The sequence below is a fragment of the Arthrobacter sp. TE26545 genome (genome assembly GCF_056279005.1).
Window position 1 is genome coordinate 994,643 of the sequence record NZ_JBWBQM010000001.1, and the last position, 23,956, is coordinate 1,018,598.

At 67.2% G+C, this 23,956-nt stretch carries 25 protein-coding genes and 1 pseudogene; 15 read left to right on the top strand and 11 right to left on the bottom strand.

Going from position 1 to position 23,956, the window contains the following annotated elements:
* Positions 1-2: 2 nt before the first annotated feature.
* The 4 genes from ACZ9CK_RS04470 (at position 3) to ACZ9CK_RS04485 (ending at position 4,204) form a co-directional block, all read left to right on the top strand.
* Entirely contained in the window at positions 3-941 is a 939-nt protein-coding gene (locus ACZ9CK_RS04470; protein ID WP_476049361.1) for an aldose 1-epimerase family protein, read from the top strand.
* A gap of 61 nt (positions 942-1,002) precedes the next feature.
* Positions 1,003-2,340: an AI-2E family transporter gene (locus ACZ9CK_RS04475; protein WP_476049362.1), complete on the top strand. Its 1,338-nt coding sequence runs from the start codon at positions 1,003-1,005 to the stop codon at positions 2,338-2,340.
* A 3-nt stretch (positions 2,341-2,343) separates the two neighbouring features.
* Positions 2,344-3,582 carry a threonine ammonia-lyase gene (gene ilvA / locus ACZ9CK_RS04480; protein WP_426302545.1) on the top strand — a complete coding sequence of 413 codons (1,239 nt, stop codon included), beginning with the start codon at positions 2,344-2,346 and terminating at the stop codon, positions 3,580-3,582.
* Positions 3,583-3,595: 13 nt separating this feature from the next.
* Positions 3,596-4,204: a rhomboid family intramembrane serine protease gene (locus tag ACZ9CK_RS04485; RefSeq protein WP_426302546.1), complete on the top strand. Its 609-nt coding sequence runs from the start codon at positions 3,596-3,598 to the stop codon at positions 4,202-4,204.
* A gap of 57 nt (positions 4,205-4,261) precedes the next feature.
* Here ACZ9CK_RS04485 and greA read toward each other — a convergent pair whose 3' ends face one another.
* Complete coding sequence (gene greA, locus ACZ9CK_RS04490) at positions 4,262-4,756, bottom strand: transcription elongation factor GreA (protein ID WP_426302547.1); 495 nt, start codon at positions 4,754-4,756, stop codon at positions 4,262-4,264.
* A 151-nt stretch (positions 4,757-4,907) separates the two neighbouring features.
* A complete protein-coding gene (locus tag ACZ9CK_RS04495) occupies positions 4,908-5,366 on the bottom strand; it encodes a DUF4307 domain-containing protein (protein ID WP_426302548.1) in 459 nt (152 codons plus the stop codon).
* Between the two features lie 123 nt (positions 5,367-5,489).
* Here ACZ9CK_RS04495 and mca point away from each other — a divergent pair, with 123 nt between their 5' ends.
* From mca to ACZ9CK_RS04515, 4 genes are all read left to right on the top strand, one after another.
* Complete coding sequence (gene mca / locus ACZ9CK_RS04500) at positions 5,490-6,395, top strand: mycothiol conjugate amidase Mca (RefSeq protein ID WP_476049363.1); 906 nt, start codon at positions 5,490-5,492, stop codon at positions 6,393-6,395.
* An 87-nt stretch (positions 6,396-6,482) separates the two neighbouring features.
* On the top strand, positions 6,483-6,755 hold the full coding sequence (locus ACZ9CK_RS04505; RefSeq protein ID WP_426302550.1) for a hypothetical protein: 273 nt from the start codon (positions 6,483-6,485) through the stop codon (positions 6,753-6,755).
* Positions 6,727-8,955: a thioredoxin domain-containing protein gene (locus tag ACZ9CK_RS04510; protein ID WP_476049364.1), complete on the top strand. Its 2,229-nt coding sequence runs from the start codon at positions 6,727-6,729 to the stop codon at positions 8,953-8,955. The genes ACZ9CK_RS04505 and ACZ9CK_RS04510 overlap by 29 nt, the downstream gene beginning before the upstream one ends.
* Positions 8,952-9,464 (top strand): DUF2087 domain-containing protein, encoded by a 513-nt coding sequence (locus ACZ9CK_RS04515; protein ID WP_476049365.1) that lies wholly within the window; start codon positions 8,952-8,954, stop codon positions 9,462-9,464. Before ACZ9CK_RS04510 ends, ACZ9CK_RS04515 begins: the two co-directional genes overlap by 4 nt.
* A 7-nt stretch (positions 9,465-9,471) precedes the next feature.
* Here ACZ9CK_RS04515 and trhA read toward each other — a convergent pair whose 3' ends face one another.
* Positions 9,472-10,113: a PAQR family membrane homeostasis protein TrhA gene (trhA, locus tag ACZ9CK_RS04520; protein WP_476049366.1), complete on the bottom strand. Its 642-nt coding sequence runs from the start codon at positions 10,111-10,113 to the stop codon at positions 9,472-9,474.
* Between the two features lie 172 nt (positions 10,114-10,285).
* On the opposite strand from trhA, the gene ACZ9CK_RS04525 reads away from it, so the two are divergent.
* Complete coding sequence (locus ACZ9CK_RS04525) at positions 10,286-11,047, top strand: isoprenyl transferase (protein ID WP_476050855.1); 762 nt, start codon at positions 10,286-10,288, stop codon at positions 11,045-11,047.
* Between the two features lie 383 nt (positions 11,048-11,430).
* A complete protein-coding gene (locus ACZ9CK_RS04530) occupies positions 11,431-12,705 on the top strand; it encodes a PhoH family protein (protein ID WP_426303400.1) in 1,275 nt (424 codons plus the stop codon).
* Positions 12,706-12,953: 248 nt separating this feature from the next.
* On the opposite strand, the pseudogene ACZ9CK_RS04535 reads toward ACZ9CK_RS04530, so the two are convergent.
* Together ACZ9CK_RS04535 and ACZ9CK_RS04540 are read right to left on the bottom strand one after the other, a co-directional pair.
* Positions 12,954-13,597, bottom strand: a pseudogene (locus ACZ9CK_RS04535) (GNAT family N-acetyltransferase).
* Positions 13,598-13,622: 25 nt separating this feature from the next.
* Positions 13,623-14,357 (bottom strand): hypothetical protein, encoded by a 735-nt coding sequence (locus ACZ9CK_RS04540; RefSeq protein ID WP_426302555.1) that lies wholly within the window; start codon positions 14,355-14,357, stop codon positions 13,623-13,625.
* A gap of 104 nt (positions 14,358-14,461) precedes the next feature.
* Here ACZ9CK_RS04540 and ACZ9CK_RS04545 point away from each other — a divergent pair, with 104 nt between their 5' ends.
* Together ACZ9CK_RS04545 and ACZ9CK_RS04550 are read left to right on the top strand one after the other, a co-directional pair.
* The gene (locus ACZ9CK_RS04545) at positions 14,462-15,016 is read left to right on the top strand and encodes a prepilin peptidase (RefSeq protein WP_426302556.1); all 555 of its coding nucleotides are present in this window, start codon (positions 14,462-14,464) and stop codon (positions 15,014-15,016) included.
* Between the two features lie 35 nt (positions 15,017-15,051).
* Positions 15,052-15,537, top strand: a complete 486-nt coding sequence (locus ACZ9CK_RS04550; RefSeq protein ID WP_426302557.1) for an NUDIX hydrolase — start codon at positions 15,052-15,054, stop codon at positions 15,535-15,537.
* Here ACZ9CK_RS04550 and ACZ9CK_RS04555 read toward each other — a convergent pair.
* On the bottom strand, positions 15,534-15,737 hold the full coding sequence (locus ACZ9CK_RS04555; protein ID WP_426302558.1) for a hypothetical protein: 204 nt from the start codon (positions 15,735-15,737) through the stop codon (positions 15,534-15,536). The two genes, ACZ9CK_RS04550 and ACZ9CK_RS04555, sit on opposite strands and share 4 nt — an antisense overlap.
* Positions 15,738-16,135: 398 nt before the next feature.
* Between ACZ9CK_RS04555 and ACZ9CK_RS04560 the strand changes: the two genes are divergently transcribed.
* Positions 16,136-16,408 carry an META domain-containing protein gene (locus ACZ9CK_RS04560; RefSeq protein WP_476049367.1) on the top strand — a complete coding sequence of 91 codons (273 nt, stop codon included), beginning with the start codon at positions 16,136-16,138 and terminating at the stop codon, positions 16,406-16,408.
* A 111-nt stretch (positions 16,409-16,519) separates the two neighbouring features.
* On the opposite strand, the gene ACZ9CK_RS04565 is transcribed toward ACZ9CK_RS04560, so the two are convergent.
* The 3 genes from ACZ9CK_RS04565 to ACZ9CK_RS04575 form a co-directional block, all read right to left on the bottom strand.
* Positions 16,520-17,959, bottom strand: coding sequence for a class II fumarate hydratase (locus ACZ9CK_RS04565; RefSeq protein ID WP_476049368.1), 1,440 nt, complete (start codon positions 17,957-17,959; stop codon positions 16,520-16,522).
* Between the two features lie 95 nt (positions 17,960-18,054).
* Positions 18,055-18,669 (bottom strand): carbonic anhydrase, encoded by a 615-nt coding sequence (locus tag ACZ9CK_RS04570; protein ID WP_426302561.1) that lies wholly within the window; start codon positions 18,667-18,669, stop codon positions 18,055-18,057.
* A gap of 9 nt (positions 18,670-18,678) precedes the next feature.
* Positions 18,679-19,344, bottom strand: coding sequence for a DUF4245 domain-containing protein (locus tag ACZ9CK_RS04575; protein ID WP_426302562.1), 666 nt, complete (start codon positions 19,342-19,344; stop codon positions 18,679-18,681).
* Between the two features lie 230 nt (positions 19,345-19,574).
* On the opposite strand from ACZ9CK_RS04575, the gene glpX reads away from it, so the two are divergent.
* Entirely contained in the window at positions 19,575-20,597 is a 1,023-nt protein-coding gene (gene glpX, locus ACZ9CK_RS04580; RefSeq protein WP_426303401.1) for a class II fructose-bisphosphatase, read from the top strand.
* A 146-nt stretch (positions 20,598-20,743) separates the two neighbouring features.
* On the top strand, positions 20,744-21,748 hold the full coding sequence (locus ACZ9CK_RS04585) for a hypothetical protein (RefSeq protein ID WP_426302563.1): 1,005 nt from the start codon (positions 20,744-20,746) through the stop codon (positions 21,746-21,748).
* Here the strand turns inward: ACZ9CK_RS04585 and ACZ9CK_RS04590 are convergent.
* Positions 21,745-22,680, bottom strand: coding sequence for a lipid II:glycine glycyltransferase FemX (locus tag ACZ9CK_RS04590; protein WP_426302564.1), 936 nt, complete (start codon positions 22,678-22,680; stop codon positions 21,745-21,747). The two genes, ACZ9CK_RS04585 and ACZ9CK_RS04590, sit on opposite strands and share 4 nt — an antisense overlap.
* Positions 22,681-22,683: 3 nt before the next feature.
* Entirely contained in the window at positions 22,684-23,946 is a 1,263-nt protein-coding gene (gene manA, locus ACZ9CK_RS04595) for a mannose-6-phosphate isomerase, class I (protein WP_426302565.1), read from the bottom strand.
* Positions 23,947-23,956 lie beyond the last annotated feature (10 nt).

Sequence of the window (23,956 nt, forward strand, 5' to 3'; positions counted from 1 at the left end):
CCATGCATACCGAGATTGCCGGTGAAGAGACCGAATCCCGCCGCTTCGCCAGCGGCCGCCAGTACGAGATCCGCCGCGGCGACGCGCTCGCGGTCGTCACGGAACTGGCCGCCGGTCTGCGCCTCTTCAGCCGCGCCGGCGTGCAGCTGACCGAAAGCTACAACGACGACGAACTCCCGCCCGGCGCCACCGGCATCACCCTGGCGCCGTGGGCCAACCGCGTGGAAGACGGCGTCTGGTACCTGGACGGGAAAAAGCAGCAGCTGGACATCACCGAGGTGGGCCGCAACAACGCCAGCCACGGCCTGCTGCGCAATGCCTCCTACGCGCTGGTGGACGAAGACGAATTCTCGGTCACCCTCGAAGCGGTGATCTTCCCGCAGCACGGCTACCCCTTCCTCGCCCGGCACCGGGTGCGCTACGGAATCGACGCGGACCTTGCCCTGCGGGTCTCGCAGACCTTCATCAACGACTCGCACTCCGCGGCGCCGTTCGTGCTCGGCGCCCACCCGTACCTGCGCCTCGGGGACACCGCCCCGGAGGAACTGACCCTGACCGTCCAGGCGGCCACCCGCCTGGTGGCGGACGAACGGCTGATCCCGCGCAGTGCCGCGCCCGCGGACGGCGGATACACGCTGGGCGGAGGAGCCGCCGTCGCTGGCCTGGAGATCGACGTCGCCTATACGGACCTGGTGTTCGACGGCGGCGTGGCCCGCCACGTGCTCAGTGCGCCGGACGGGCGCAGCGTCACCCTTGAACAGGACGAGAGCTGCGGCTACGTGCATGTCTTCGTCACGGGCAATTTCCCGGGCCGCAGCAAGGCGGTGGCGATCGAGCCCATGACCGGCCCGGCAAACGCCTTCAATTCCGGCGAGGGCCTTCGCTGGCTCGAACCCGGAGCGTCCTTCACGATGCGCTGGGGGATTTCGGCAGCGCTCTGAGCAGTTTCCTGCCCTGGCACGGCGGTTTCCCATCCGGCCCCGCCTGGGGAATTATGGGGGCATGACGCCGACACCAGACGCCACACCCTCCCTTCCGCCCGCCCGTCCCACGGCAGTTCCGCCCCGGCTTTCCGAACACGAGATCGCACAGGATATCCCCTACGGCGTGCGGATCGCGGCGGCCTGGGCCTGGCGGGTCGGGCTGATCCTGCTGGTGGGCGGGGCGTTCATCTGGCTCCTGTCCAAGGTCAGCTTCCTCATCATCCCGCTGATGGTCGCGTCCCTGCTGGCCGGCCTGCTGCACCCGGTCACCGCGTGGCTGCGCAAAGCCATGCCGCAGGGCATCGCCGTCGCGTTGACGGTGCTCGGCTTCATTGGACTGATCGCCGGCGCACTCGCACTGGTGGGCCGCCAGCTCGCCACCGGCTTCGGTGAACTGTGGCAACAGGCCTTGGTCGGCATCCAGCAGGTCCAGTCCTGGCTTGTGGATGGGCCCCTGCACATCACGGCGGACCAGATCGACAAGTACATCGAAGACGGCGTCAACGCACTCCAGAACAACAGCAGCAGCATCCTCAGCGGCGCCCTGTCCTTCGGAAGCACGGCAGGCCATTTTGCCGCCGGGCTTGTCCTGGCACTGTTCATCCTGATTTTCTTCCTCCTGGAAGGCTCACGGATCTGGAGCTTCCTGGTGCGGCTGCTGCCAAAGAGGGCCCGGGCAGCCACCGACGGCGCCGGGCGCCGCGGATGGTCGTCCATGGTCAGCTACGTGCGCATTCAGATGTTCGTGGCCTTCGTGGACGCCGTGGGCATCGGCGCCGGTGCCGCGATCATCGGGGTTCCCTTGGCCTTGCCGCTGGGCGTGCTGGTGTTCATCGCCTCCTTCATCCCCGTGGTCGGTGCGCTCGTCACCGGTGCGATCGCCATCCTGCTCGCCCTCGTGGCGAACGGGTGGGTCAACGCGTTGATCATGCTCGGCATCGTGCTGCTGGTCCAGCAGTTGGAAAGCCACATCCTGCAGCCGATCGTCATGGGCAAGGCCGTGTCCCTGCACCCGGTGGCTGTGATCCTCTCCGTTGCCGCCGGTTCCTACCTCGCTGGAATCCCCGGCGCGCTCTTTGCCGTGCCGCTGCTGGCCGTAGCAAACACGGCGGTGCGCTATATTGCCGCCCGGACGTGGGAACATGATGAAGGACTGTCCGCCTCCTACAAGGAGGCCGGAGCCGAGATGCAGGATCCCGAGCAGGACCCCAACATCAAGGACATCCGGCCCGCCGGCCTGCGCCCGGCGCACGGCGGAAAGCAGTCCCCGGGTGGCAACGATGCCCCCACCCATGAAGCGGCTGTCCGGCCGGGCACCGGCCAGGACCCGGCAGCCGAGACCGAAAAAGGAGAGTAATCCGTGAACACCCTCGAAACCCTGCCCGTCACCCTGGACGATGTCCTTAAGGCGCAGGAGCTGCTCGAGGGCATTATTACCAAGACGCCGATCGAGACATCGCGGGCGCTTGGCGCCATGGTGGGCGGCGAAGTGTTCTTCAAGTGCGAGAACCTGCAACGCGCCGGCTCCTTCAAGGTGCGCGGCGCCTACGTCCGGATGGCCCGGCTCTCTGCCGAGGAAAAGGCCCGCGGCGTAGTGGCCGCCTCGGCCGGCAACCACGCCCAGGGCGTGGCCGTGGCCGCCAAGAGCCTGGGCATCAAGGCCCGCATCTACATGCCCCTCGGTGTCGCCCTGCCCAAGCTTGCAGCGACCCGCAGCCACGGCGCCGAAGTGGTGCTCCACGGCCACAACGTGGACGAGGCCCTCGCTGAGGCCCAGCGCTACGCCGACGAAAGCGGCGCCGTGTTCGTGCACCCCTTCGACAACGTCGACGTCGTGGCCGGCCAGGGCACCATCGGCCTGGAAATCCTCGAGCAGGTCCCCGACGTCGACACCATCCTGATGGGGGTCGGCGGCGGCGGGCTGCTGGCCGGCGTCGCCGTCGCCATCAAGGCCAAGGCGAAGGAACTCGGCCGCGAGATCCGAATCATCGGCGTCCAGGCCGAAAACGCGGCGGCCTACCCGCCTTCGCTCGCCGCCGATGCGCTGGTGCCGCTCAAGAAGGTGTCCACCATGGCAGATGGCATCGCCGTCGGCCGCCCCGGGCAGCTGCCATTCAGCATCATCCGCGAACTGGTCGACGACGTCGTAACTGTTAGCGAGGACTCCCTCGCCCGGGCGCTGATCTTCCTGCTCGAGCGCGCCAAGATGGTGGTGGAGCCCGCCGGCGCCGTGGGCGTTGCTGCGCTCATGGACGGCACCATCGAAAACCCCGGCAAGGTGGCAGTGGTGCTTTCGGGCGGCAACATCGACCCCATGCTCATGCTCAAGGTAATCCAGCGCGGCCTCTCTGCGGCGGGGCGTTTCATGACGGTGCGCATGATGCTCGACGACCGCCCCGGTTCGCTGGCCACCATTGCCCGGATCATCGCCGAGAACGACGCCAACGTCACCGGACTGGACCACACCCGAGTGGGCGGTGCGATCAGCATGGGCGATGTCTCGATCACCATCAACCTGGAAACCAAGGGCCACGAGCACAGCGCGCAGGTGCTCGCTGCGCTCCGGGCCGAGGGCTTCCAGCCGATCGTGGTGCACTGACGGCGGGGCCCGCATGGCTTACCTTGCCGGCAGCACCCCGGAGCCGTCCGCGCCGGGGAAGGAGTCCCTCGCGGCGCGCGCCAAGGGCGGGCTGCTCCTCATGGGCGGCTTCGTGGCGCTGCTGGCCGTGATCGAGCTGATCAACACGCTGCTCCTCCACGGGCTCAACCGCACGTTCGGGCTGCGCCCTCGGAGCCTGGACGGCGTGCTGGACATCCTGACCTTCCCCTTGTTGCACGCCAACTTCGGGCACCTGTTCTCCAACGCGCTGCCGCTAGTCATCTTCGGTTTCCTGGTGTTCCTTTCCGGGCTGAGGGTGTTCCTGACCACCATGGCGCTCAGCTGGTTCGGGTCCGGCGTGGCGGTCTGGCTGATCGGCGGCGGCTTGACGGTCGGCGCGTCGGGGCTCGTGTTTGGCCTGTTCGCCTTCCTGTTGGTGCGCGGCGTCCTGAACCGCAACTGGTGGCAGCTGTTGCTGTCGGTGGTGCTGTTCCTGGCCTACGGCGGCATCCTGTTCGGGGTGCTCCCCAGCGTGATGGGCATGGTGTCCTGGCAGGCGCACCTTGGCGGCGCGGCGGGCGGCGTCCTGGCCGCGGCGCTGCTCCGGCCGAAAGCCCCTTAACGCAAGGCGCCGGCCCTCCCCGCAAAGGGGAGGGCCGGCGTTGTGGTTAAGCGCTGCTTAGCCGGTGAACGGCTTGGCGGAAACGATCTCCACCGGAATTTCCTTGCCGTTGGGGGCGGTGTAGCTGAGCTTGTCGCCCTCCTTGTGGCCCATGATCGCGACGCCGAGCGGGGACTTCTCACTGAAGACGTCCAGATCGGAATCGCCCGCGATCTCGCGGGAGCCAAGCAGGAAGGTTTCCTCATCACCGGCGATGCGGGCAACGACGAGCATGCCGGGTTCGACGATTCCGTCGTCGGCGGGGGCTTCGCCGACCTGGGCGTCGCGCAGCAGCACGGTCAACTGGCGGATGCGGGCCTCGATCTTGCCCTGTTCCTCCTTGGCGGCGTGGTAGCCGCCGTTTTCCTTCAAGTCGCCTTCCTGGCGCGCGGCTTCGATCTTCTGGACGATGTCCGCACGGCCGGCCCCGGACAGGTGCTCCAGTTCGGCCTTCAGGCGGTCATATGCGTCCTGGGTAAGCCACGCTGCAGTTGCGCTGTTGGTGGTAGACACGGACTTCTCCTTATGGATCTGCAAGCAAAAGACCCCGCAGTGGTGGCCACTCGTGGAACTCAGTAACCAGCTCAGCGGGGTGAGGTATTGATCCAGTGTAGTCAATCCTGTGGACAAACCAAAAGGCAAAGGAGTCGCGCGTCACACCGGTTCAGTGGCCGCTGTCCACGATCCAGCAATTGTCGACGACGCCGGAAACGGCTTCCGATTCGGTACGCAGCGCCAGCCGGTGGATGGTGGTGCGCCCGCCGTCGGCGCCGTCTTTGGGCTCGTTCGGTCCGATCTCCACGACCTTCCAGCCCACCACCGCGAACTTGGAATCCAAGGCCTTCACGGCACACTTTGCCGTTGCCCCGGGGTACTTGGAGACCTGGAAATCCAGTTCGATCTGCGTGGCGTCCGTGGCGTGGTAGCCGATGTCCTTGAAGGTGACCGGGGCGGTGGCGCTGGTGGTTGCGATCCAGGCCATGAACCCGATGCCCAGCAGCAGCGCAGCGATGACCAGGTTCCGCATCCCCTTGCGCCCGAGGCGCCGCTTTTGGCCGCCGTAGCGATTGGCTAGGCTGGTACTTGCCGGCAGCGCTGTAGCCGAGGGGTCTTCCGAAGTCACCTATCCAGTTTAGTGCGCTTCCGGCAGCTCCCTTGCACCAGCCCGTTACCTGCCACCCGCACGCAGGACAAGCATTGCCGGCAGCACCCCGGCCGGCAGCACTAGAAAGAGGAATGTCACCGGATGAGCACATCCACCAGCTCCGCCACTCCGCTCCGGCTCCTCGCGGTCCACGCGCACCCGGACGACGAATCCAGCAAGGGCGCAGCGACCATGGCGATGTACGCCGCGTCCGGCGTCGAGGTGATGGTGGCGACCTGCACCGACGGCTCCCGCGGTGACATCCAGAACCCCGGCATGGAGGACGCCCCCCACCCCAAGCGGGACATGGCGGGAGCCCGCCGGCTGGAGATGGACGCCGCAGCGAAGGTCCTGGGCATCCGCCAGCGATGGCTCGGCTTCGTGGATTCCGGACTGCCCGAAGGCGATCCGACGCCGCCGCTTCCGCAGGGCTGCTTCGCGCTGCAGCCCCTGGAACGCGCCGCCGCGCCTCTGGTGCGTCTGGTCCGCGACTTCAAGCCGCACGTCGTCCTCAGCTATGACGAGAACGGCGGTTACCCGCACCCGGACCACATCATGGCGCACAAGGTGGCCGTCGAGGCTTACCATGCGGCGGGCGATCCCGAGCGCTACCAGGGCATCGGGGAAGCCTGGGCGCCGGCCAAGCTCTACTACGACCGCGCCTTCAGCCCTGAACGTTTCCGCGCCCTCCACTTTGCCCTTGAGGAGGCCGGCCTGCAGTCGCCCTACGCCGCCCGCCTGGCCGCCTGGCTGGAGGCCGACGCCGAAGGCCACACTCCGCCAAAGCCCGCGCACCAGACCACCACGCAGGTGGACTGCGGGGACTACTTCGAGCTCCGTGACGATGCGCTCCGTGCCCACCGCACCCAGATCGACCCCGAAGGCTTCTTCTTCGCGGTCTCCCCGGAGCTGCAGCGCACGGTGTGGCCGTGGGAGGACTACACCCTGGTGCATTCCCGCGTCCCGGCCGAACTGCCCGAAAAGGACCTGTTCGCAGGGCTAAGATAGAACGTGCCGGGGCGATTTCTATCAGACGTAGAAATCAGGCGGGAAACGCCGCCCGGCAGCCAGCACCTCCCACAGAAGGTTTGAACCGTGCACCACTTGCTCCTCGTCCTGGCCACGACCCCGGCGCCTTCGCCGACTCCGTCCCTGCGGCCGGGCCTGTCGGAGGACCAGGTGACGCCCGGTACCTGGGGCTTCATCCTGACCGCTTTCATCGTGGTGCTGACGACCTTCCTGATCGTGGACATGGTCCGCCGGATCCGCCGGGTCCGCTACCGCGCCCAGGTCGAAGAAGCCCGCCTTGCCGCCGAGGGCGGTCCCGATTCCGAGGCAGATGGTGATGGCGGAGCAGCCAGCCGCTAGCAACGGCCCGCAGGAGCCGGGGAGCTTCAATGCCCTCGGCTCCGAGCCCTCGGCCTATCTGCGCCAACATGCCTATAACCCGGTGCACTGGCAGCCCTTCGGGGACGAGGCCTTCGCGCTTGCCGCGGCACGCGATGTTCCCGTCTTCCTCTCCATCGGCTATGCCGCCTGCCATTGGTGCCACGTCATGGCACACGAATCCTTCGAGGACCAGGACACCGCCGACTACCTGAACGCCCATTTCGTGGCCATCAAGGTAGACCGCGAGGAGCGGCCGGACGTCGATTCGGTCTACATGGCCGCCACCCAGGCAATCAGCGGCGAAGGCGGCTGGCCCATGTCCGTCTTCCTCACGCCGGAGGGTCTGGCCTTCCATGCCGGAACCTACTTCCCGCCCGCGCCGCTACCCGGCCGCCCCTCCTTCCGGCAGGTGCTCGAAGCGGTCCGCGAGGCTTGGCTGGAACGCCGCGACGCCGTCGAACAGAATGCCCGCAGGCTCGCTGCCGGGATGGGGGACGCCCAGGCGGCTGCCGCCGTCGTCCTCGACGCCGTTCCGCAGCCGTTCGACGCCGGGCTGCTGGCCGCCGCGGTACGCCAGCTGGCGCGTACGGAAGACCCCGACGACGGCGGCTTCGGCCGCGCGCCGAAGTTCCCGCCGTCGTCGGTGCTGGAGTTCCTCATCCGCCACGCGGCGGTCCCCTCCGAGACTTCGGACGCCGCACGGGACATGGCAGGCCGCACCCTGGCCGCGATGGCCCGGTCCGCCCTCAGGGACCAGCTGGACGGCGGTTTTGCCCGCTACTCGGTGACGGCCGACTGGTCGGTCCCGCATTTCGAGAAGATGCTCTACGACAACGCCCAGCTGGTGCGGGCGTACGCGCATTGGGTCCGGCTGGGCGGGGACGCCGTCTTCCCGGCAGCGGAAGCCGCCGCGGTGGCCTCGGAGGCGGCGGCGTGGATGATCGATGCGCTGGGCCTGGATTCGGGGGCGGAAGGCGCCGAAGCGGAAGGTGGCCTGGCCTCCTCCCTGGACGCCGACACCGTGGTGGGCGGCGTCCACCGCGAGGGCGCCACCTACCTGTGGAGCCCCGCGCAGCTCGAGGAGGCACTGGGGCCGGACGACGGGCCCGCGGTGGCCCGGCTGATGAACGTCGCCGGGCGCGGGACGGTGTCCGCCGACGGTTCGCCGCTGCATCCGGGCCGCAGCTTCAATGCCGCCGAGGCGGGGTTGTGGGAGCGTTCGCGCCCCGTGCTGCTGGCGGCCCGTTCGCGCCGCACCCAACCCGAGCGGGACGACAAAGTGGTGGCCGGCTGGAACGGACTGGCCGTCGCCGCCCTGGCCGAGGCCGGGGCCATCCTCGAAGAGCCCCGGTTCATCCGGGCGGCGGAAAACATCGCCGGGTACCTGCACCGCGTGCACTGGGGTGCCGGGCCATCCCGCGGTGATGGACCCGGCCGCCCGCGGCTCAGCCGGGTCTCCCACGAGGGGACAGCCCGTGGAATCGGCGGGCTCCTGGAGGACTACGCCTTCTGCGCCGATGGAATGCTGGCGCTCTACGCAGTCACGGGGCGTGCCCGCTGGTACGGCTTCGCGCAGGAGCTGCTGACGGAAGCCGCTGCCCGCTTTGCGGCCGGAGGTCGCCTGTCCGATTCGGCGGGGGAGTCCGGGCAGGTGCTCCGGGCGCAGGGCGAGCAACCATCGCTGGATCCCTTCGACAACGCCGCCCCCAGCGGTGCGGCCGCATTCGCCGGGGCCCTGCTTTCGTCCGCGGCCTATTCCGGCTCGCACGGGCAGCGCGTGATGGCCGGGAACATCCTGAACCTGCTGCCGCCGATCGCCACCCGTGCCCCACGCGTGGCCGGCTGGCTCCTGGCCACCGGGCAGGCCGCCCTGGCCGGGCCGTTGGAGGCCGCAGTCGCCGGGCCGGACGGGCCGCTGCGGCGCGAACTGCACCGCCGGCTGCTGCTCTCGCCGAGCCCGGGACTGGTCATTGCCGTGCAGGGCCCCGACGACGGCGGGCAGGTTCCGGAACAGGAGCCGGTTCCACTGCTGGAGCACCGCTCTGCCGCCGCGGACGGTTCGCCGCAGGTGTACCTGTGCCGGGACATGGTCTGCCGGCGGCCGGTGGCGTCGCTTGCGGAACTCGAGGAACAGCTCGCCGCGATGACGGGCAGCCCGACGGACACGGGGGAGCGATGAGCGGCGTGGAATGGCGCGGATTGATTGCCATGTTGCTCAATGAAAAGACCAGGATTGCGTTTGCTGAAGTGGTCCTCGAAGAGGCCGAGCGGGAGGGCAAGCGGCTCTCCGCCTTGGAGAGGAGCAAAGCGCGTTCGGCCCTGATGAACGCCGGAGTGCTTGACGGTGCCGAACCCGTTCCAGGCGTCAGCCGGGATTATCTCCAGCGGTTTCTGCGGCGTCCCGGGCATACGGCGGACGGGGCGGGCCTTGAGAGGTTCCTGCGGAAAGACGGGCGGATCGACAGATACCCGGCGAACCAGGAACAGCGGCGCTTGCTCCTGCTATGGATCGCAAAGCAAGTCCTTGCTCCGGGCGAGGTGCTCGATGAGAGGACGTTCAACGCCCGGCTCGTGCAGTACAGCGACGACCATGTGATGCTGCGGCGCTACCTGGTTGACGCCGGGCTGGTAGAACGGACGCCTGAAGGAAGCGCCTATTTCCTGCCGGGAAGCGGGACGCCAGCCTAGCGTATTGCTAGCGCAGCACCGCGACCATGATCGCGGCGAAGTGTGCAGCGAATCCGAGCACGGTGAAAACGTGGAAGAGCTCGTGGAAGCCGAAGACCCCGGGCCGGAAATTGGGCGCCTTCAGCCCGTAGAACACGGCCCCCGCAATATAGAAGACGCCCCCCACGCAGATCAGCACTGAAGCCGGGAAGCTCGCGGCGAAGAACTGGGGCAGGAAGAACACCGCGGCGCAGCCCAGCGCCACGTAGATCGGCACGTAGAGCCAACGCGGCGCATGCGTCCACAGCACCCGGAACAGCACCCCGAAGATGGCCCCGCTCCAGATCAGCCACAACAGCAGCACGGCTGTAGGGCGGTCCAGCAGGCACCAGGACAAGGGTGTGTAGCTGCCTGCAATCACCAGCATGATGTTGCTGTGGTCCAGACGCTTGAGGAGCATCCTGGTCTTCGCTTGCCAATTGCCGCGGTGGTAGACCGCTGACACCCCGAACAGCAGGATGCCCGTGACGGCATAGACGGCGGAGGCGACTTTGCGGTCCGCGCCCGGCGCCAGGGACACCAGCACGATCCCTGCCACGAGGGCGAACGGGGTGGCTACGGCGTGGATCCAGCCGCGCCAGAGGGGTTTGGCCAAGAGAAGCTCCGACATGGTTTAAAGGGTAAGCTACGATCCGGTAGGTTACCAGTGAGTAACTTTCGTTGGCCTCGCTTCACGACTGTGCGTGCACGTCCATCCCGGCCCGGGGCGGTAGCCTAGGTGATGCACCTGCGGCACCTCGCCCGGGTATGTGGTGAGTGAAGGAAGTCAGGTGAACATCCGGATGGAGCTGCCCGGGATTCTCTACGGCTTCTACGAGCGCAAGCTCCTGCGCGCCCTTGAAACGGACAAGATTCCGCGGCACATCGGCGTGATGGTGGACGGCAACCGGCGCTGGGCCCGGCAGTTCAACGCCCCCACCAGTCAGGGCCACCAGGCCGGTGCGGACAAGATCCACGAGTTCCTCGGCTGGTGCCAGGAACTCGGCGTCAAAGTGGTTACGCTCTACATGCTCTCGACGGACAACATGAGCCGATCCGGTGAGGAATTGGACCTGCTCATGGGGATCATCGCCAACACGATGGACCGCCTGGACGAGGCCCCGGACATCTCGGTGCACGCCATGGGCGCCCCTGAACTCCTGCCCGATTACCTCGCCGAGCGGCTCAACAAACTCACCGCCCGCACACCGGTGCGCGAGAAGCTGCACGTGAATGTCGCCGTCGGGTACGGCGGCCGCCGCGAGATCGTCGACGCCGTCCGTGAACTGCTGCACGACGCTCTCGCCAAGGGCCGCGACATGGCCGAGGTCGCGGACGAACTGTCCGTGGACGACATTTCCCGTTTCCTGTACACCCGCGGCCAGCCCGACCCGGACCTGGTGATCCGCACCTCGGGGGAGCAGCGGCTCTCCGGCTTCCTGATGTGGCAGAGCGCCTACAGCGAGTTCTATTTCTGCGAGGCTCTGTGGCCGGCCTTCCGCAAGATCGACTTCCTGCGGGCCCTGCGCGACTACGCCGGCCGGCAGCGGCGCTTCGGCGCCTGACCCGTCGACTGCAATCCCGACGCCGGTTGGCCGGGGTTCACATGAAGTTCACATCGCGGACACGCGAATCGCCGCAGTTTGTCACCGGAAATGTAAATGCCCGGGAATACGTTAATCCCATCAGCAGGCAAACCGCCCGCTGATCGGGGAGGCCAGTAGATGGAGCGAAACATCGCACCACATACGTGGAAGGCCGAGCCCGGCCTTCGGCCGAGCCGCCTCACGAATAATCCGGGCGAACGCCCGGGGCTGGAGTCGATGTGGCTATTTCTGAGCAACTGCCCGTAATCGTTTCCGACGGGGAAAGTGCAGCTACCTCTCGCAGCAAGCGGAGCCCCAAAGCCAAGGTTCCGCAGGCCGGCAAGGCAACCGGCCGAAGCTATGTGATTGACACCTCAGTGTTGCTCTCCGATCCGCGTGCGCTGCTGCGTTTCGCCGAGCATGAGGTCATTGTGCCGATCGTGGTCATCACCGAGCTCGAAGGCAAACGCCACGATCCCGAGCTTGGTTACTTCGCCCGCAAGGCACTGAGGCTGCTCGACGATCTGCGTATCGAACACGGCGGACTCAACACGCCCATCCCGATCGGGAACGACGGCGGCACCCTCCGTGTGGAGATGAACCACATTTCCACCGAGGTCCTGCCCGCCGGATTCCGGGGGGCGGACAACGACAGCAGGATCCTCGCCGTCGCGAAGAACCTGGCCAACGAAGGCCACAACGTGACAGTGGTCTCCAAGGACCTGCCTATGCGCGTCAAGGCTTCGGCCATGGGCCTGTTTGCCGACGAGTACCGCAACGAACTCGTGAAGGACTCCGGCTGGACCGGCATGGCCGAGGTGGAAGCCAGCGAAGAGGAAATCGGGACCCTCTACGGCCACGAGCCGGTGTTCATCCCGGCCGCCGCCGAGCTCCCCGTCAACACCGGACTGGTGCTCCTCTCCAACCGCGGATCGGCCCTCGGAAGGGTGGGAGCGGACAAGCAGGTGCGCCTCGTCAAGGGAGACCGCGACGTCTTCGGCCTGCACGGACGCTCCGCCGAACAGCGGCTCGCCATCGACATGCTCATGGATCCCTCCGTGGGCATCGTGTCTATCGGCGGGCGCGCCGGCACCGGCAAGTCCGCCCTTGCGCTCTGTGCCGGCCTCGAAGCCGTCCTGGAACGCCGCGAACACCGCAAGGTGATCGTCTTCCGGCCGCTCTACGCCGTCGGCGGGCAAGAACTGGGCTACCTGCCCGGCTCCGAGTCGGAAAAGATGAACCCGTGGGCACAGGCCGTGTTCGACACCCTGGGTGCGCTGGTTTCGCAGGAAGTCGTCGAGGAGGTCATGGACCGCGGCATGCTCGAGGTCCTGCCGCTCACCCACATCCGCGGCCGCTCCCTGCACGATGCCTTCGTGATCGTCGACGAAGCCCAGTCGCTCGAGAAGAACGTCCTGCTCACCGTGATGAGCCGCATCGGACAGAACTCCAAGATCGTCCTCACCCACGACGTCGCCCAGCGGGACAACCTCCGGGTCGGGCGGCACGACGGCGTGGCCGCCGTCGTCGAAATCCTCAAGGGACACCCGCTCTTCGGCCACATCACCCTCACCCGCTCCGAACGCTCGCCCATCGCAGCGCTCGTCACGGAACTGCTCGAAGGGGCGGAGATTTAACCCAGCTGCGCTAAGACGACCATCCGCAGGAGCGGCACCCACCCAACTGGGGTGCCGCTCCTTGCTTGGGTGCCGCTGCCGTTGCTGGGTCCGCCGGGAGACGGCCCTCCGTCGTCGCTTAGACACGACGCATAGGCACCCCTGCGGTCGCTGGGCGACCTCCGGGGTCAGATGCGCCGCGATGCGCTCCTCTACGGAGGCCCGCCGTCCCGTCTCGTGCGTCCGTCGCCTCTTGTGCGGCGCTACCCTCAGAGCCCGAGAAACTTGGCGAACCGTTCGTGGCCTTCTACCTTCAGGGTCCAGCTCGGGCGCTTGAAGCTTGCGGGGGTGACGCGGACGCGTTGGACTTCTTCGACTTTCGGGCCCCAGTTGGTGCGGTAGGTACCGTTCAGTTCGTAGCCGAGGGAGCGGGAGACGCCCAGGGACTTTTCGTTCCAGGCGGCGGCTTCGGACTGCGCTACTTCCGCGCCGAGGTGGTCGAAGGCGTAGTTCACGACGGCGGCACGCATCTCCTTGCCGAGGCCGAGGCCCTGCGCGGACTGCTTCAGCCAGGAGCCGGTGCCGACCGTTTTCAGGACGTTGAAGTCCTTGGCGCCGATGTCCTGGCAGCCGACCAGTCCACCCTCGTGCCAGATGCCCAGCAGCAGGGTCCAGCCTTCGGGGGTTGTGCTGGAGCGGCAGGTCCAGTGCCAGCGGGCGAGGCTGGGGCCGAGCTCCGCTGCAGGCGCTTCCGCCCACGGGGTGCTGAGGGGCTGTGGCCGGGTTCATGGATTCCGCTCCTGGCCGCATCGAACAGGGCCGGGAGATGCTCGTCCTGCACGGGCTTCAACTGCAGCCGCGGGGTGGTCAGGACTAGTCCGAAGGCGGGCCAGATGTCCGAAAGCGATGTCATCCGGCCAGCTTACGTGGAGGGACCGCTAGCCGCTTTGCGCGCCGGGCTCCCAGCTGATGTGCTGCCGGACGTCGCTCAGGTTCATGGACTTGGCCAGGAACAGGTCGTCCAGCATGTACTCGTCCACGCCGAGGATGCGGATCCAATGCCCGGTACCGGCGGTGCCGCCGTCGAGTCCCTCGCTCGCTACGCAGACGCCCGTGGCGGCGTCGATCCGCAGGCGGGTCCGGCCGGGCAGGCACAGGGGAGAACCGGCGTCCGCCGGGGCGTAGTTGGGCCCCGGAACCACCACGCACTCCAAGGCCGGACGACCCTCATGGTCCACCTCGCGCACTGGCCCGAGCGCCACGGGATTGCTCTCCGGAAACTCGATCGGCACCGGGGCATTGCCGGCAAGTTCCACCGGGTCGAGTGCCGCGGCCAGGCGGCCGTTCCCGAAGGACGGCTCCCCGTACGCGGCCTCCGGCCTGCGGCGGACCAGCCCGGCGCCGTCGTATACCGGGGTCACCAGGTGGGCAGGCAGCAGCCAGGAACTGCGGCTGGAACGGACGTAGAAGCTGTCCCGCGAATCGTTGATACCCGTGGTGCTGTGCAGCAGGACGCCGTCTGCACTCTCAAGCCGGAGAGCTCCCGGCCGGCGCAGCCATGCCTTGATGGGGCCGCTCCCGCTCCCGTCTCCGGGAAGGTCGAGGTATTCGAAGCGAAGACTGGTCCATTTCCACGGCGAGGACCGGCAGAGATTGCGGAATGTGGAGGACATGTCGGGGGTATGTCCGCCCCCGGAATCTGCATTGTAGCGCCCCATATCCACATAATACGGCCCGGCCCGAGCGGCTCCGTCGGCAAAACGGATAGCATCCGAGAGTGATCCGACGACTCAGTGAACTGTGGAGCGCAAGCCCCGTTGCCTTTTGGCTGGTCCTGGCCGCGTGCCTTTACTTCGCCGTCATGGCCGTCCGGCTGACGATCATCGACGTCCGCCACCATCTGCTGCCCAACCGGATCGTGTTCCCTTCCTACGCGGTTGCCGGGGTGCTGCTCGCCGGGGCGGCCCTCGCCGTTGCCGCTTCCGGTGCGCTGCAGGAAACGCCCGACGCCGGAGCCGCCCTGTTCGGGGTGCCTGTCCTCGGGATCGTGGCCGGGGGAGCGGCGCTGTGGCTCTTCTATTTCGTCCTGCGGCTGATCCACCCCCCGGGCATGGGATTCGGGGACGTCAAGCTGGCTGGAGTGCTGGGCCTCTACCTGGGCTACCTCGGGTGGACGCACATCTTCGCCGGGACGTTCCTTGCCTTCCTCTTCGGCGGGCTGTGGAGCCTGTTCATCCTGGCAGCGCGGCGCGGAACCCTCAGTTCCGCGATTCCTTTCGGGCCGTTCATGCTCGCAGGCGCCACCGCGGCCATGGCGGTACTGCCCGCCTGAGCCCGGGCGGCGGGCCCGGGCCGTAGGCTGGTGCCATGCCGGCGCCCGACTACGTCCTGAAACTCCGCGAAAAAATCGGCCACGATCCGCTCTGGCTCCCCGGCGTGCGCGGGGTGGTCTTCAACGATGCCGGTGAGATCCTGCTCGGCCGGCGGGCGGATAACGGACGGTGGGCCCTCATCACCGGTATCCTCGAGCCGGGCGAAGAACCTGCGGCCGGGCTCGTGCGGGAAATCGAGGAAGAAACCGGTGTGGTCGCCGTGGTGGAAAGGCTCCTGGATGTCGTTGTCAACGGACCCATCACCTTCCCCAACGGCGATGTTTGCACGTTCCTCAGCGTGGAGTACCGGTGCCGCTACGTCTCCGGTGAGGCGCGGGTCAACGACGACGAATCCCTCGCGGTGGGCTGGTTCAGCCCCGATAATCTGCCGGACATCGGGCCGAGCCACCTCGAGTGCGTGCGGCGTGCCGTCTCGGAGGGCGCTCCTGCCGGTTTGGCGGGGCCGGAACAGGGCGCCTAGGAACGGGCCTTCGCGGCGCTGACGGCGCGATAGCCCGCGAAGCATGCTGCCGCCCCACAGAGCACGGCCCCGGCGATCATGGCGCCATTGCCGTTCGCGGTGGAGCCCATGGAAACTGCCAGCAGCGCAAACAGCACTGCGCCCAGTCCCCAACGGACGGCGGGGCTGGTGGTTGTCGATTCATCGGGATCCAGGCTCACCGTCCAAGTTTAACAAGGCGCGGCATCCGTTTGCCGGCCGTGACCTTCCGCGCGAAACTGCAACGCGGCTGTGCTTCCGTACCCTCATCCCCGGGAGAAGACTTGGCCCTGACCGGGGGATTGCGAATAGACATTCGGGGGCTTGCATGCACGTGCGCAAAGTGTTCTCCAGGCACGCGGCGCCGATACTCGTGCTCGTGGCCTTGGCCGGCTGTGGCAATGGTCCGACGGCGCCCGCCCCGGACGAATCGCAGTCCGCCGCGCCCACGCCAACCGCTCGAGTACCCGGACCAGTTTGCGGGGGCGGGCCGCTGGGTTGCCGGCTCTACCGCTCGACCGGCGGCAGGGACGCTTCCGGCAAACTGTCGTGGCTGAAGAGGAAGCCCCTGGAGGTTTCCATGGTGTTCGTCAACGGGACCTGGACAGTGGGGGTGAAGACGCCCTGCAACAGCCTGGGGGTTGAGGTCAAAGTTGAGGAGGGCCGCTGGATTCCGGGAGACATCATATCGACCGCCATGGCATGTCCCGGCCCGGATAGCAGCTACGAGAACTGGACCCACGAGCTCTTCAAACAGCCGGTCATCTGGAGGCTGGACGGCGAAACCCTGGTGCTGCGCAACGGCCACGGCACCGTCGAGCTCACGGACGCCGGCCCCCTCAGGCACATGTAGCACCCGGCATCCAGCACGCCGGCCTCGGAAACGCCGACGACGGCCTGCGCCTTCCGTGCGGAAGGTGCCGGCCGCCGTCGTGGTTTTGGCAGCGGTGCTGCCTGAAGGTAGCTAGGCCTTGTGGGCCGGGGAGGTCATGGTGGTGACGTCCAGGGCCTTGTCGAGGTCGGCCACGGAGACCTTGCCTTCGCCTTCTCCGACGAAGCCGAGCTTCTCGGTGGCCTGGCGGATGGTCAGGCCTTCTTTGACGGCGATCTTGGCGATCTTGGCTGCGTTCTCGTAACCGATGTACTTGTTCAGCGGGGTCACGATGGACGGGGAGGCCTCGGCCAGGAAGCGGGCACGCTCCACGTTGGCGGTGATGCCGTCGATCATCTTGTCGGCCATGACGCGGCTGGTGTTGGCCAGCAGGCGGATGGACTCGAGCAGGTTGGCGGCCATGACCGGGATGCCGACGTTCAGTTCGAAGGCGCCGTTGGTGCCGGACCAGGCGATGGCGGTGTCGTTGCCGATGACCTGGGCGCACACCATGATGGAGGCTTCGCAGATGACCGGGTTGACCTTGCCGGGCATGATCGAGGAGCCCGGCTGCAGGTCCGGGATAGCGATTTCGCCCAGGCCCGTGTTGGGGCCGGAACCCATCCAGCGGAGGTCGTTGTTGATCTTCATGAAGGAGATCGCGATGTTGCGCAGCTGGCTGGAACCCTCGATCAGGCCGTCTCGGTTGGCCTGGGCCTCGAAGTGGTCGCGGGCTTCGGTGAGCGGCAGGCCGGTGTCGGCGGAGAGCAGTTCGATGACGCGTTCCGGGAAGCCGGCCGGCGTGTTGATGCCGGTGCCGACGGCGGTGCCGCCCAGCGGAACTTCGGCAACGCGGGGGAGGGCGGCGTTGATGCGCTCGATGCCGTAGCGCACCTGTGCTGCGTAGCCGCCGAACTCCTGGCCCAGGGTGACCGGGGTGGCGTCCATGAGGTGGGTGCGGCCGGACTTGACGACGTCCTTGAACTCCACGGCCTTGCGCTCCAGGGAGGCGGCCAGGTATTCGAGGGCCGGGATGAGGTCGTTGATGAACGCCGAGGTGGCGGCGACGTGCACAGAAGTGGGGAAGACGTCGTTGGAGGACTGCGAGGCGTTCACGTGGTCGTTCGGGTGGACAACCTTGTCGCTGCCCTTGGCGGCCAGTGCACGGGTAGCGAGCTCCGCGATCACTTCGTTGGTGTTCATGTTCGAGGACGTGCCCGAACCGGTCTGGAAGACGTCGATCGGGAAGTCGCCATCGTACTTCCCGGCAGCAACCTCATCCGCGGCGGCGGCGATAGCCTCGGCGAGCTCACCGTCGAGCACCCCAAGTTCGGCGTTGGCCAGTGCGGCGGCCTTCTTCACGCGGGCCAGGGCCTCGATGTGGGCACGCTCGAGGGTCTTGCCGGAAATCGGGAAGTTCTCCACGGCGCGCTGCGTCTGGGCACGGTACAGAGCGTTCACGGGAACGCGCACTTCACCCATGGTGTCGTGCTCGATGCGGAACTCAGCATTCGTTTCTTGAGTGGAAGTCATGGGGCTAGCTTATTGCGGGCAGCCGCCCCAGCCGAAACCCGAACGGAAGGCTACGGCGGCCCCCGGGAGGGCCGCCGTCGGGCAGGGTCCGAACGCTATAGCTGGCCGATTCCGGAAACCAGCGCCGCGCGGCCCTCATCCAGCTTGTAGGAGAGGCCGATGACGGCGGTGCGTCCTTCCTCGATTGCGTCCGAGATCACACGCGAGCTGTCGGCCAGGCGGGCCGCCGTCTGCTTCACGTGTTCCACCACCATGTCGTTGACTTCGGTCTGTTCGTTCCGGAGGGACGTCAGCACCGAGGGGGTGATGCGTTCCACGAGGTCGCGGATGAAGCCGGGCGGCATCTCGCCGGTTTCCACGGCGGCCTTGGTGGCGTTCACTGCGCCGCAGCTGTCATGGCCGAGGATCACGATCAGCGGGACGTGGAGCTGGGAGATGCTGTATTCCAGGGAGCCGAGCACGGCGTCGTCGATCACCTGGCCGGCGGTGCGCACCACGAAGGCGTCGCCCAGGCCGAGGTCGAAGATGATCTCTGCGGCGAGGCGGGAATCGGAGCAGCCGAAGATCACCGCGAAAGGATGCTGGTCCTCGACCAGGGAAGCGCGGCGGGACGCATCTTGGTTGGGATGCCGGGATTCGCCGGAGACGAAGCGCTCGTTTCCTTCGCGCAGGCGGCGCCAGGCAAGTGCAGGAGTCAGGTAGGTAGCCACGCGGCTACTTTACGGGGTCGTGGACGGGGCGGGGGAAACTGTGTCGGCGGACTTTACGACGGCGGCGGCCAGGGCGGACATCTCGTCCAGGCTTGCCGGGCCTTTCAGGATGATCGTGGTGCCCTTGTATTGCAGGACCATGCTGCGGTTGCCCTTGCCGGCGTCGCGCAGTTCCCAGTCCCGGCCGCCGGCGTTCCGTTTTCCGGTCACCGGGGCGTTGTTGGTCTGCTGCAGCAGCCAGGTGGGGTTGGCCTTGCGGGTCTGGACCAGGCCGATGAACGACTCCTTCGGCGTCAGGAAACCCACTTCCCAGGTGGGGACGCCAGTGCCGCTGCCGGATTCCCAGCGGGCGTAGTTCGGCCGAAATGTGTCGCCCGCATCGGGGGCCACTGGTGTGAATCCCGCCACATCCTTGGCGTTCGCGGCGATGGCTGCGACGTCGACGTTCGGGCGGTAGCCGTCGCTCTTCGGCGTCGGGTTCATGAGCACGATCGGCAGGAAAGCCAGCACGCATACCAAGAGCGCGATCACCATGCCGATCACCGAGGCATTGGCCCGTTTTGCCGCCTTTGCTGCGATAACGGGCTTGACTGCGGGCTGGCCGGGGTCCTGGGGGCCGGCTGCCTTCGTGTCGGGTACAGACTCGGCAACCGGGGTGTCTTGCTTTTCGCTCACCCTTCAATAGTCCCTTATCCGAACCGTGAATACACATCCGAGGCGATGAGGGAAGGGTCGTTCCGGGGCGTGGACACTGCGTGGCCGCGCCGTGGCGGCCAGACTATGATCGATCCCAGGGGAAACATCGAAGTTGCCAAGCGGCTGCTCTCGGGTCCCATGAGTTTCGTCCCATGAGTTCGGTCCCATGAATCGTCATCGAAGAAGAGGTTCACGTGTCTTCAGCAGCAATGTCCCAGCAGTATTCCACGATTTCCCCGGCCCTTGCCGTCGGGAGCGATGAGCCGGACCGCAACCTCGCACTGGAACTCGTCAGGGTCACCGAAGCCGCGGCCATCGCCGGTGGCCACTGGGTGGGCTTCGGCGACAAGAACAAGGCCGATGGTGCCGCAGTGGACGCCATGCGTTCCTTCCTTCATTCCGTCCACTTCAACGGCGTCGTGGTCATCGGTGAAGGCGAAAAGGACGAAGCCCCGATGCTGTTCAACGGTGAGCGCGTGGGCGACGGCACCGGTCCGGAGTGCGACGTCGCCGTCGACCCCATCGACGGAACCCGACTGACTGCACTCGGCATCAACAACGCCCTCGCGGTCCTCGCGGTCGCCGAACGCGGCTCCATGTTCGATCCTTCCGCCGTGTTCTACATGGAGAAGCTGGTCACCGGCCCGGAGGCCGCGGACATGGTTGACCTGCGCCTGCCGGTCAAGCAGAACCTGCACCTGATCGCCAAGGCCAAGGGCGTGAAGGTCAACCAGCTCAACGTCATGATCCTGGACCGCGACCGCCACCGCCCGCTCGTGGAGGAAATCCGCGAAGCCGGTGCGCGCACCAAGTTCATCATGGACGGCGACGTCGCCGGTGCCATCGCCGCCGCCCGTGCCGGAACCGGCGTCGACGCCCTCATGGGCATCGGCGGAACCCCGGAAGGCATCGTCGCCGCCTGTGCGATCAAGTCCCTGGGCGGTGTGATCCAGGGCCGCCTGTGGCCCACCAGCGACGAAGAGAAGCAGAAGGCCATCGACGCCGGCCACGACCTTGAGCGCGTGCTGTCCACCAACGATCTCGTGACCAGCGACAACTGCTACTTCGCCGCCACCGGCATCACCGACGGCGACCTGCTCCGCGGCGTCCGCTACCAGAAGGACCGTGTGCTTACACAGTCGATCGTGATGCGCTCCAAGTCCGGCACCGTCCGCTTCGTCGACGCCGAGCACCACGCCAGCAAGTGGGAAGGCTACGCCCGCAAGAGCTAGGCTCTCCCGCTTCCTTTGAGCGCGAACGTACAGTTGAGGCCCTGAATCGTCCGGATTCGGGGCCTCAGCTGTACGCTCGCGCGGGGGCCGGGGAAGCGGTCTGTGGATAACCGCCCAGGGGTTTCCCGATTGGGGCACACTAAGGCATGCCACGTAAGCCCCTCCCCGAGCCCTTGCAGATCGGATCGTTCACCGCGGCCACCGCGAACGAGCTCGGTGTGAGCCGGAAGCGCCTTCGGCAGGCTGACGTCTTCATCCCCTCGCGCGGAATCCGGCTCCCGCTGTATGGCACCTCCGAGCCCGCCGCCAACCTCCGTGCCTACACCGTCCTGGACAGTTCCTCGGTGGTGACGCACCACTCTGCTGCGCGAGTGTGGGACGGCAGCCTGCCAGCTTGGATGCAGGCAGACTGGCGGATTCACGTGGCGAGGGGCCGTCACGAGGGCAAGCCCCGGCGTCGCAATGTAGTCGGTCACCGGCTGACCTTCCTATCGGGGGAAGTGGAGATTCACGACGGCGTCCGTGTCACCTCACCTGCCCGCACCTGGCTGGACCTTGCCGCATTCCTCGAAGTGGATGAGCTCATCGCGTTGGGCGACTCCTTGGTTGTGTCCCATGACCAGGATTTTCCGTACCCAAGAACGGCAATCACGACCATCGAAGGGCTTCGCAGGATGGTTGCAGCGCATCCAGGCATGAGGGGAATGAAGACGGCCCGGCTGGCGCTCCCGGAAATCCGGGTTGGATCTGATTCTCCGCAAGAAACCCGCATGCGGTTGATTCTTGCGAGATCCGGCCTTGGAGAGCCCGTCCTGAACTACGTCGTACGGAACGGCTGGGGCCAGGCCGCCGTTTGGCCCGACGCCGCCTATCCGGAGCGCAGGGTTGCCCTGCAGTACGACGGCGACCACCACGGAGATCCCCAGCAGTACCTTCGCGACATCAAACGGCAAGCGACCACCGAACGCCTGGGGTGGCGCGAGATCCGCGTGGGCAAGGATGATCTCGAAGGCGACAAGCCGTTCCTCGTGGAGAAGGTCCGGGCCGCGCTTGGTTACATGCTGCGCGAACGTACAGTTGGGGCCCCAAAATCGCTGAAATCAGGGCCCCAACTGTACGTTCGCGCGGAGGAAACCGAAGCGAGTGCCTAGCGGAGCTTGTCCCTCAGCTTGCGGGCCAGTTGGTAGGCGCCATAGCGGAGCTTGTTGACCGGCAGGTCCCATGTTCCCGGGTAGGCTACTTCGCGGCCGCCGAAGGACTTCTTGAACGCGGTGAAGCCGGCCCATTTGTGGTCGGGCTGGTCTTCGGGCGCGACGCCCCACAGGTCCACGTGCTTCAGGCCCTGCTCCTTGGCGTCAGCCATGAGGGTGACCAGCAGCGGAATCCCGGCGCTGAGCTTTCGGTGGCTGTCGTCCAGGGCCGCGTGCGCGTAGGTGCGGGTGTCCGCGGAGTCGTAGGCCAGTGCCGCGGCGATCGGCGTGCCCTCGAGTTCGGCGATGAACAGGGTTCCTGCCCCGGCCGGCAGCAGGGACGCGGCCACCGTCCTGAGGTAGTCGTCGCTCTGCGGTTTGAAGCCGTTGCGTGCCGCGGTCATGTGGAGGAAGTCCAGCAGCACCGAAATCTCGGCCGGATCCTGCGAGGAGCGGAACGTGACGCCCTTCTTGTGGATGTTCCGGTAGAGGTTCCGGTTGGTGGGTTTCATGCCGGCCAGGACGTCTTTGAAGTCGCCGTCCAGGTCCACGAGCCAGCTCAGCTCGGGCTGTTGGTTCACCGGCGCCGGCTGCATGCCGCGGGACTTCAGCAGCGCCGGGGCCTCGTCGACGCCGAAGCCGGCGCTGACCGGTTCCAGCCGCACGAAGACCGCGCCGCTGCGGCGGGCAATGCCGCGCAAGGCGGCCAGGGCGGCGTCGAACGCTTCAACGGATTCGGCCACCGGGCCGTAAGGCGCGTAGAGAACCTTGCCCGCCGGGTTCTTCTCCTCCACCGCGAGGAAGTGCCAGCCCGGCCCGGACTGCTCGTGGACCGTCCGGCCGAGGGCGCGCTGGACGTCGGCCCACGCCGGGCTCTGCAGGAAGAACTCCATGGTTCAGCTTTCCAGGCTCGTGGTGATGGCGAACGCGACGCTGCTCGCCGATGCACCGGACTCCGCGTGCACCATAACGGGGTTTTCGGCCGCCGGGACGAAGGCGCTGCCGCCCCGTGCCAGCCGCAGCTCGCTCTTGGGGGAGTCCAGCAGCACGGCGCCGGAAACCACGATGACGACGGCGGGCCCGGACTGCGCGAGCGGCACCGGTTCAGCCCCTGGGGCCAGTTCGATGCGCTGGAGTTGGAATTCGCGGAACGGCGGTATGTAGAGTTCCTGGCCGAGCGTGGATGTGCCGGCCGCCACCCGCGGGACCCCGATCGGGGCGAATTCCACAGTCTTCATCAGCTCCGGAATATCGATGTGCTTGGGCGTGAGCCCGCCGCGCAGCACATTGTCCGAGCTTGCCATGACCTCCACGCCCAGGCCCTTCAGGTAGGCGTGGACGTTGCCGGCGGGCAGGTAGATCGCCTCGCCGGGGGCCAACGACACGAGGTTCAGCATCAGCGAAATCAGCACGCCGGGGTCGCCCGGGTATTCCTTGCCGATGCCGAGCATTGCCGACAGCGCCTGGGCGTGTGGTTCCAGGGACCCGGCGGCACCGAAGCCTGCGGCATCGACGGCGGCCGCCGCGGCGGCCACGGTGTCGGAAACGGCGTCGCCGCCGGAGATGAGGGCGCTGAACGCGCCCCTGAGGGCTTCGGACTCATCCGTCTTGGAGAGCTCGGAGATGATAGTCCGGAGCACGGAAGCGTCGGCGCCGGAAGCCTCCACGAGTTCTGCCAGGTGGACGAAAACGGCCCTCGATTCCGCTGCCGGACGGAAACCGCACAGCGCCCGGAACGGGGTGAGGGCGAAGATCATCTCGGGCTTGTGGTTGTCGTCCCGATAGTTGCGTTCCGCAGCGTCCGGGGCGACTCCGGCGGCGTTCTCGCGCGCGAAGCCTTCCCGGGACTGCTCAAGGCTCGGGTGGACCTGCAGCGAGAGCGGCTTGTCCGCGGCCAGCAGCTTGCCGAGGAACGGCAGCCGCGGCCCGAACTCGGCCACGCTGGCCGCGCCCAGGAAATGCTCAGGATCCTCGGCGATCAAGGCGTCCAGCGGAACCTGTGATGCCCCGGGACGGCCCGCGAGCGACGGCGCGCCGGGATGCGCGCCGATCCACAACTCCGCCTCCGGACCACCCGAAGCGGTGGTGCCCAACAGGGCGGAGATCGCCGACGTCGACCCCCAGGCGTAGGGGCGCAGGACGTTCTCAAGCTGGTACACGGGCAGGAAT

Excerpts from the sequence above, each read along its gene's own strand:
- ACZ9CK_RS04525 (WP_476050855.1), top strand. The coding sequence starts at position 10,286 with ATGGAGCTGCCCGGGATTCTCTACGGCTTCTACGAGCGCAAGCTCCTG.
- mca (WP_476049363.1), top strand. The coding sequence starts at position 5,490 with ATGAGCACATCCACCAGCTCCGCCACTCCGCTCCGGCTCCTCGCGGTC.
- ACZ9CK_RS04475 (WP_476049362.1), top strand. The coding sequence starts at position 1,003 with ATGACGCCGACACCAGACGCCACACCCTCCCTTCCGCCCGCCCGTCCC.
- ACZ9CK_RS04590 (WP_426302564.1), bottom strand. The coding sequence starts at position 22,680 with ATGGAGTTCTTCCTGCAGAGCCCGGCGTGGGCCGACGTCCAGCGCGCC.
- ACZ9CK_RS04585 (WP_426302563.1), top strand. The coding sequence starts at position 20,744 with ATGCCACGTAAGCCCCTCCCCGAGCCCTTGCAGATCGGATCGTTCACC.
- ACZ9CK_RS04550 (WP_426302557.1), top strand. The coding sequence starts at position 15,052 with ATGCCGGCGCCCGACTACGTCCTGAAACTCCGCGAAAAAATCGGCCAC.
- ACZ9CK_RS04560 (WP_476049367.1), top strand. The coding sequence starts at position 16,136 with ATGGTGTTCGTCAACGGGACCTGGACAGTGGGGGTGAAGACGCCCTGC.
- ACZ9CK_RS04470 (WP_476049361.1), top strand. The coding sequence starts at position 3 with ATGCATACCGAGATTGCCGGTGAAGAGACCGAATCCCGCCGCTTCGCC.
- trhA (WP_476049366.1), bottom strand. The coding sequence starts at position 10,113 with ATGTCGGAGCTTCTCTTGGCCAAACCCCTCTGGCGCGGCTGGATCCAC.
- ACZ9CK_RS04565 (WP_476049368.1), bottom strand. The coding sequence starts at position 17,959 with ATGACTTCCACTCAAGAAACGAATGCTGAGTTCCGCATCGAGCACGAC.
- ACZ9CK_RS04510 (WP_476049364.1), top strand. The coding sequence starts at position 6,727 with ATGGTGATGGCGGAGCAGCCAGCCGCTAGCAACGGCCCGCAGGAGCCG.
- ACZ9CK_RS04540 (WP_426302555.1), bottom strand. The coding sequence starts at position 14,357 with ATGTCCTCCACATTCCGCAATCTCTGCCGGTCCTCGCCGTGGAAATGG.
- glpX (WP_426303401.1), top strand. The coding sequence starts at position 19,575 with ATGTCCCAGCAGTATTCCACGATTTCCCCGGCCCTTGCCGTCGGGAGC.
- ACZ9CK_RS04515 (WP_476049365.1), top strand. The coding sequence starts at position 8,952 with ATGAGCGGCGTGGAATGGCGCGGATTGATTGCCATGTTGCTCAATGAA.
- ACZ9CK_RS04485 (WP_426302546.1), top strand. The coding sequence starts at position 3,596 with ATGGCTTACCTTGCCGGCAGCACCCCGGAGCCGTCCGCGCCGGGGAAG.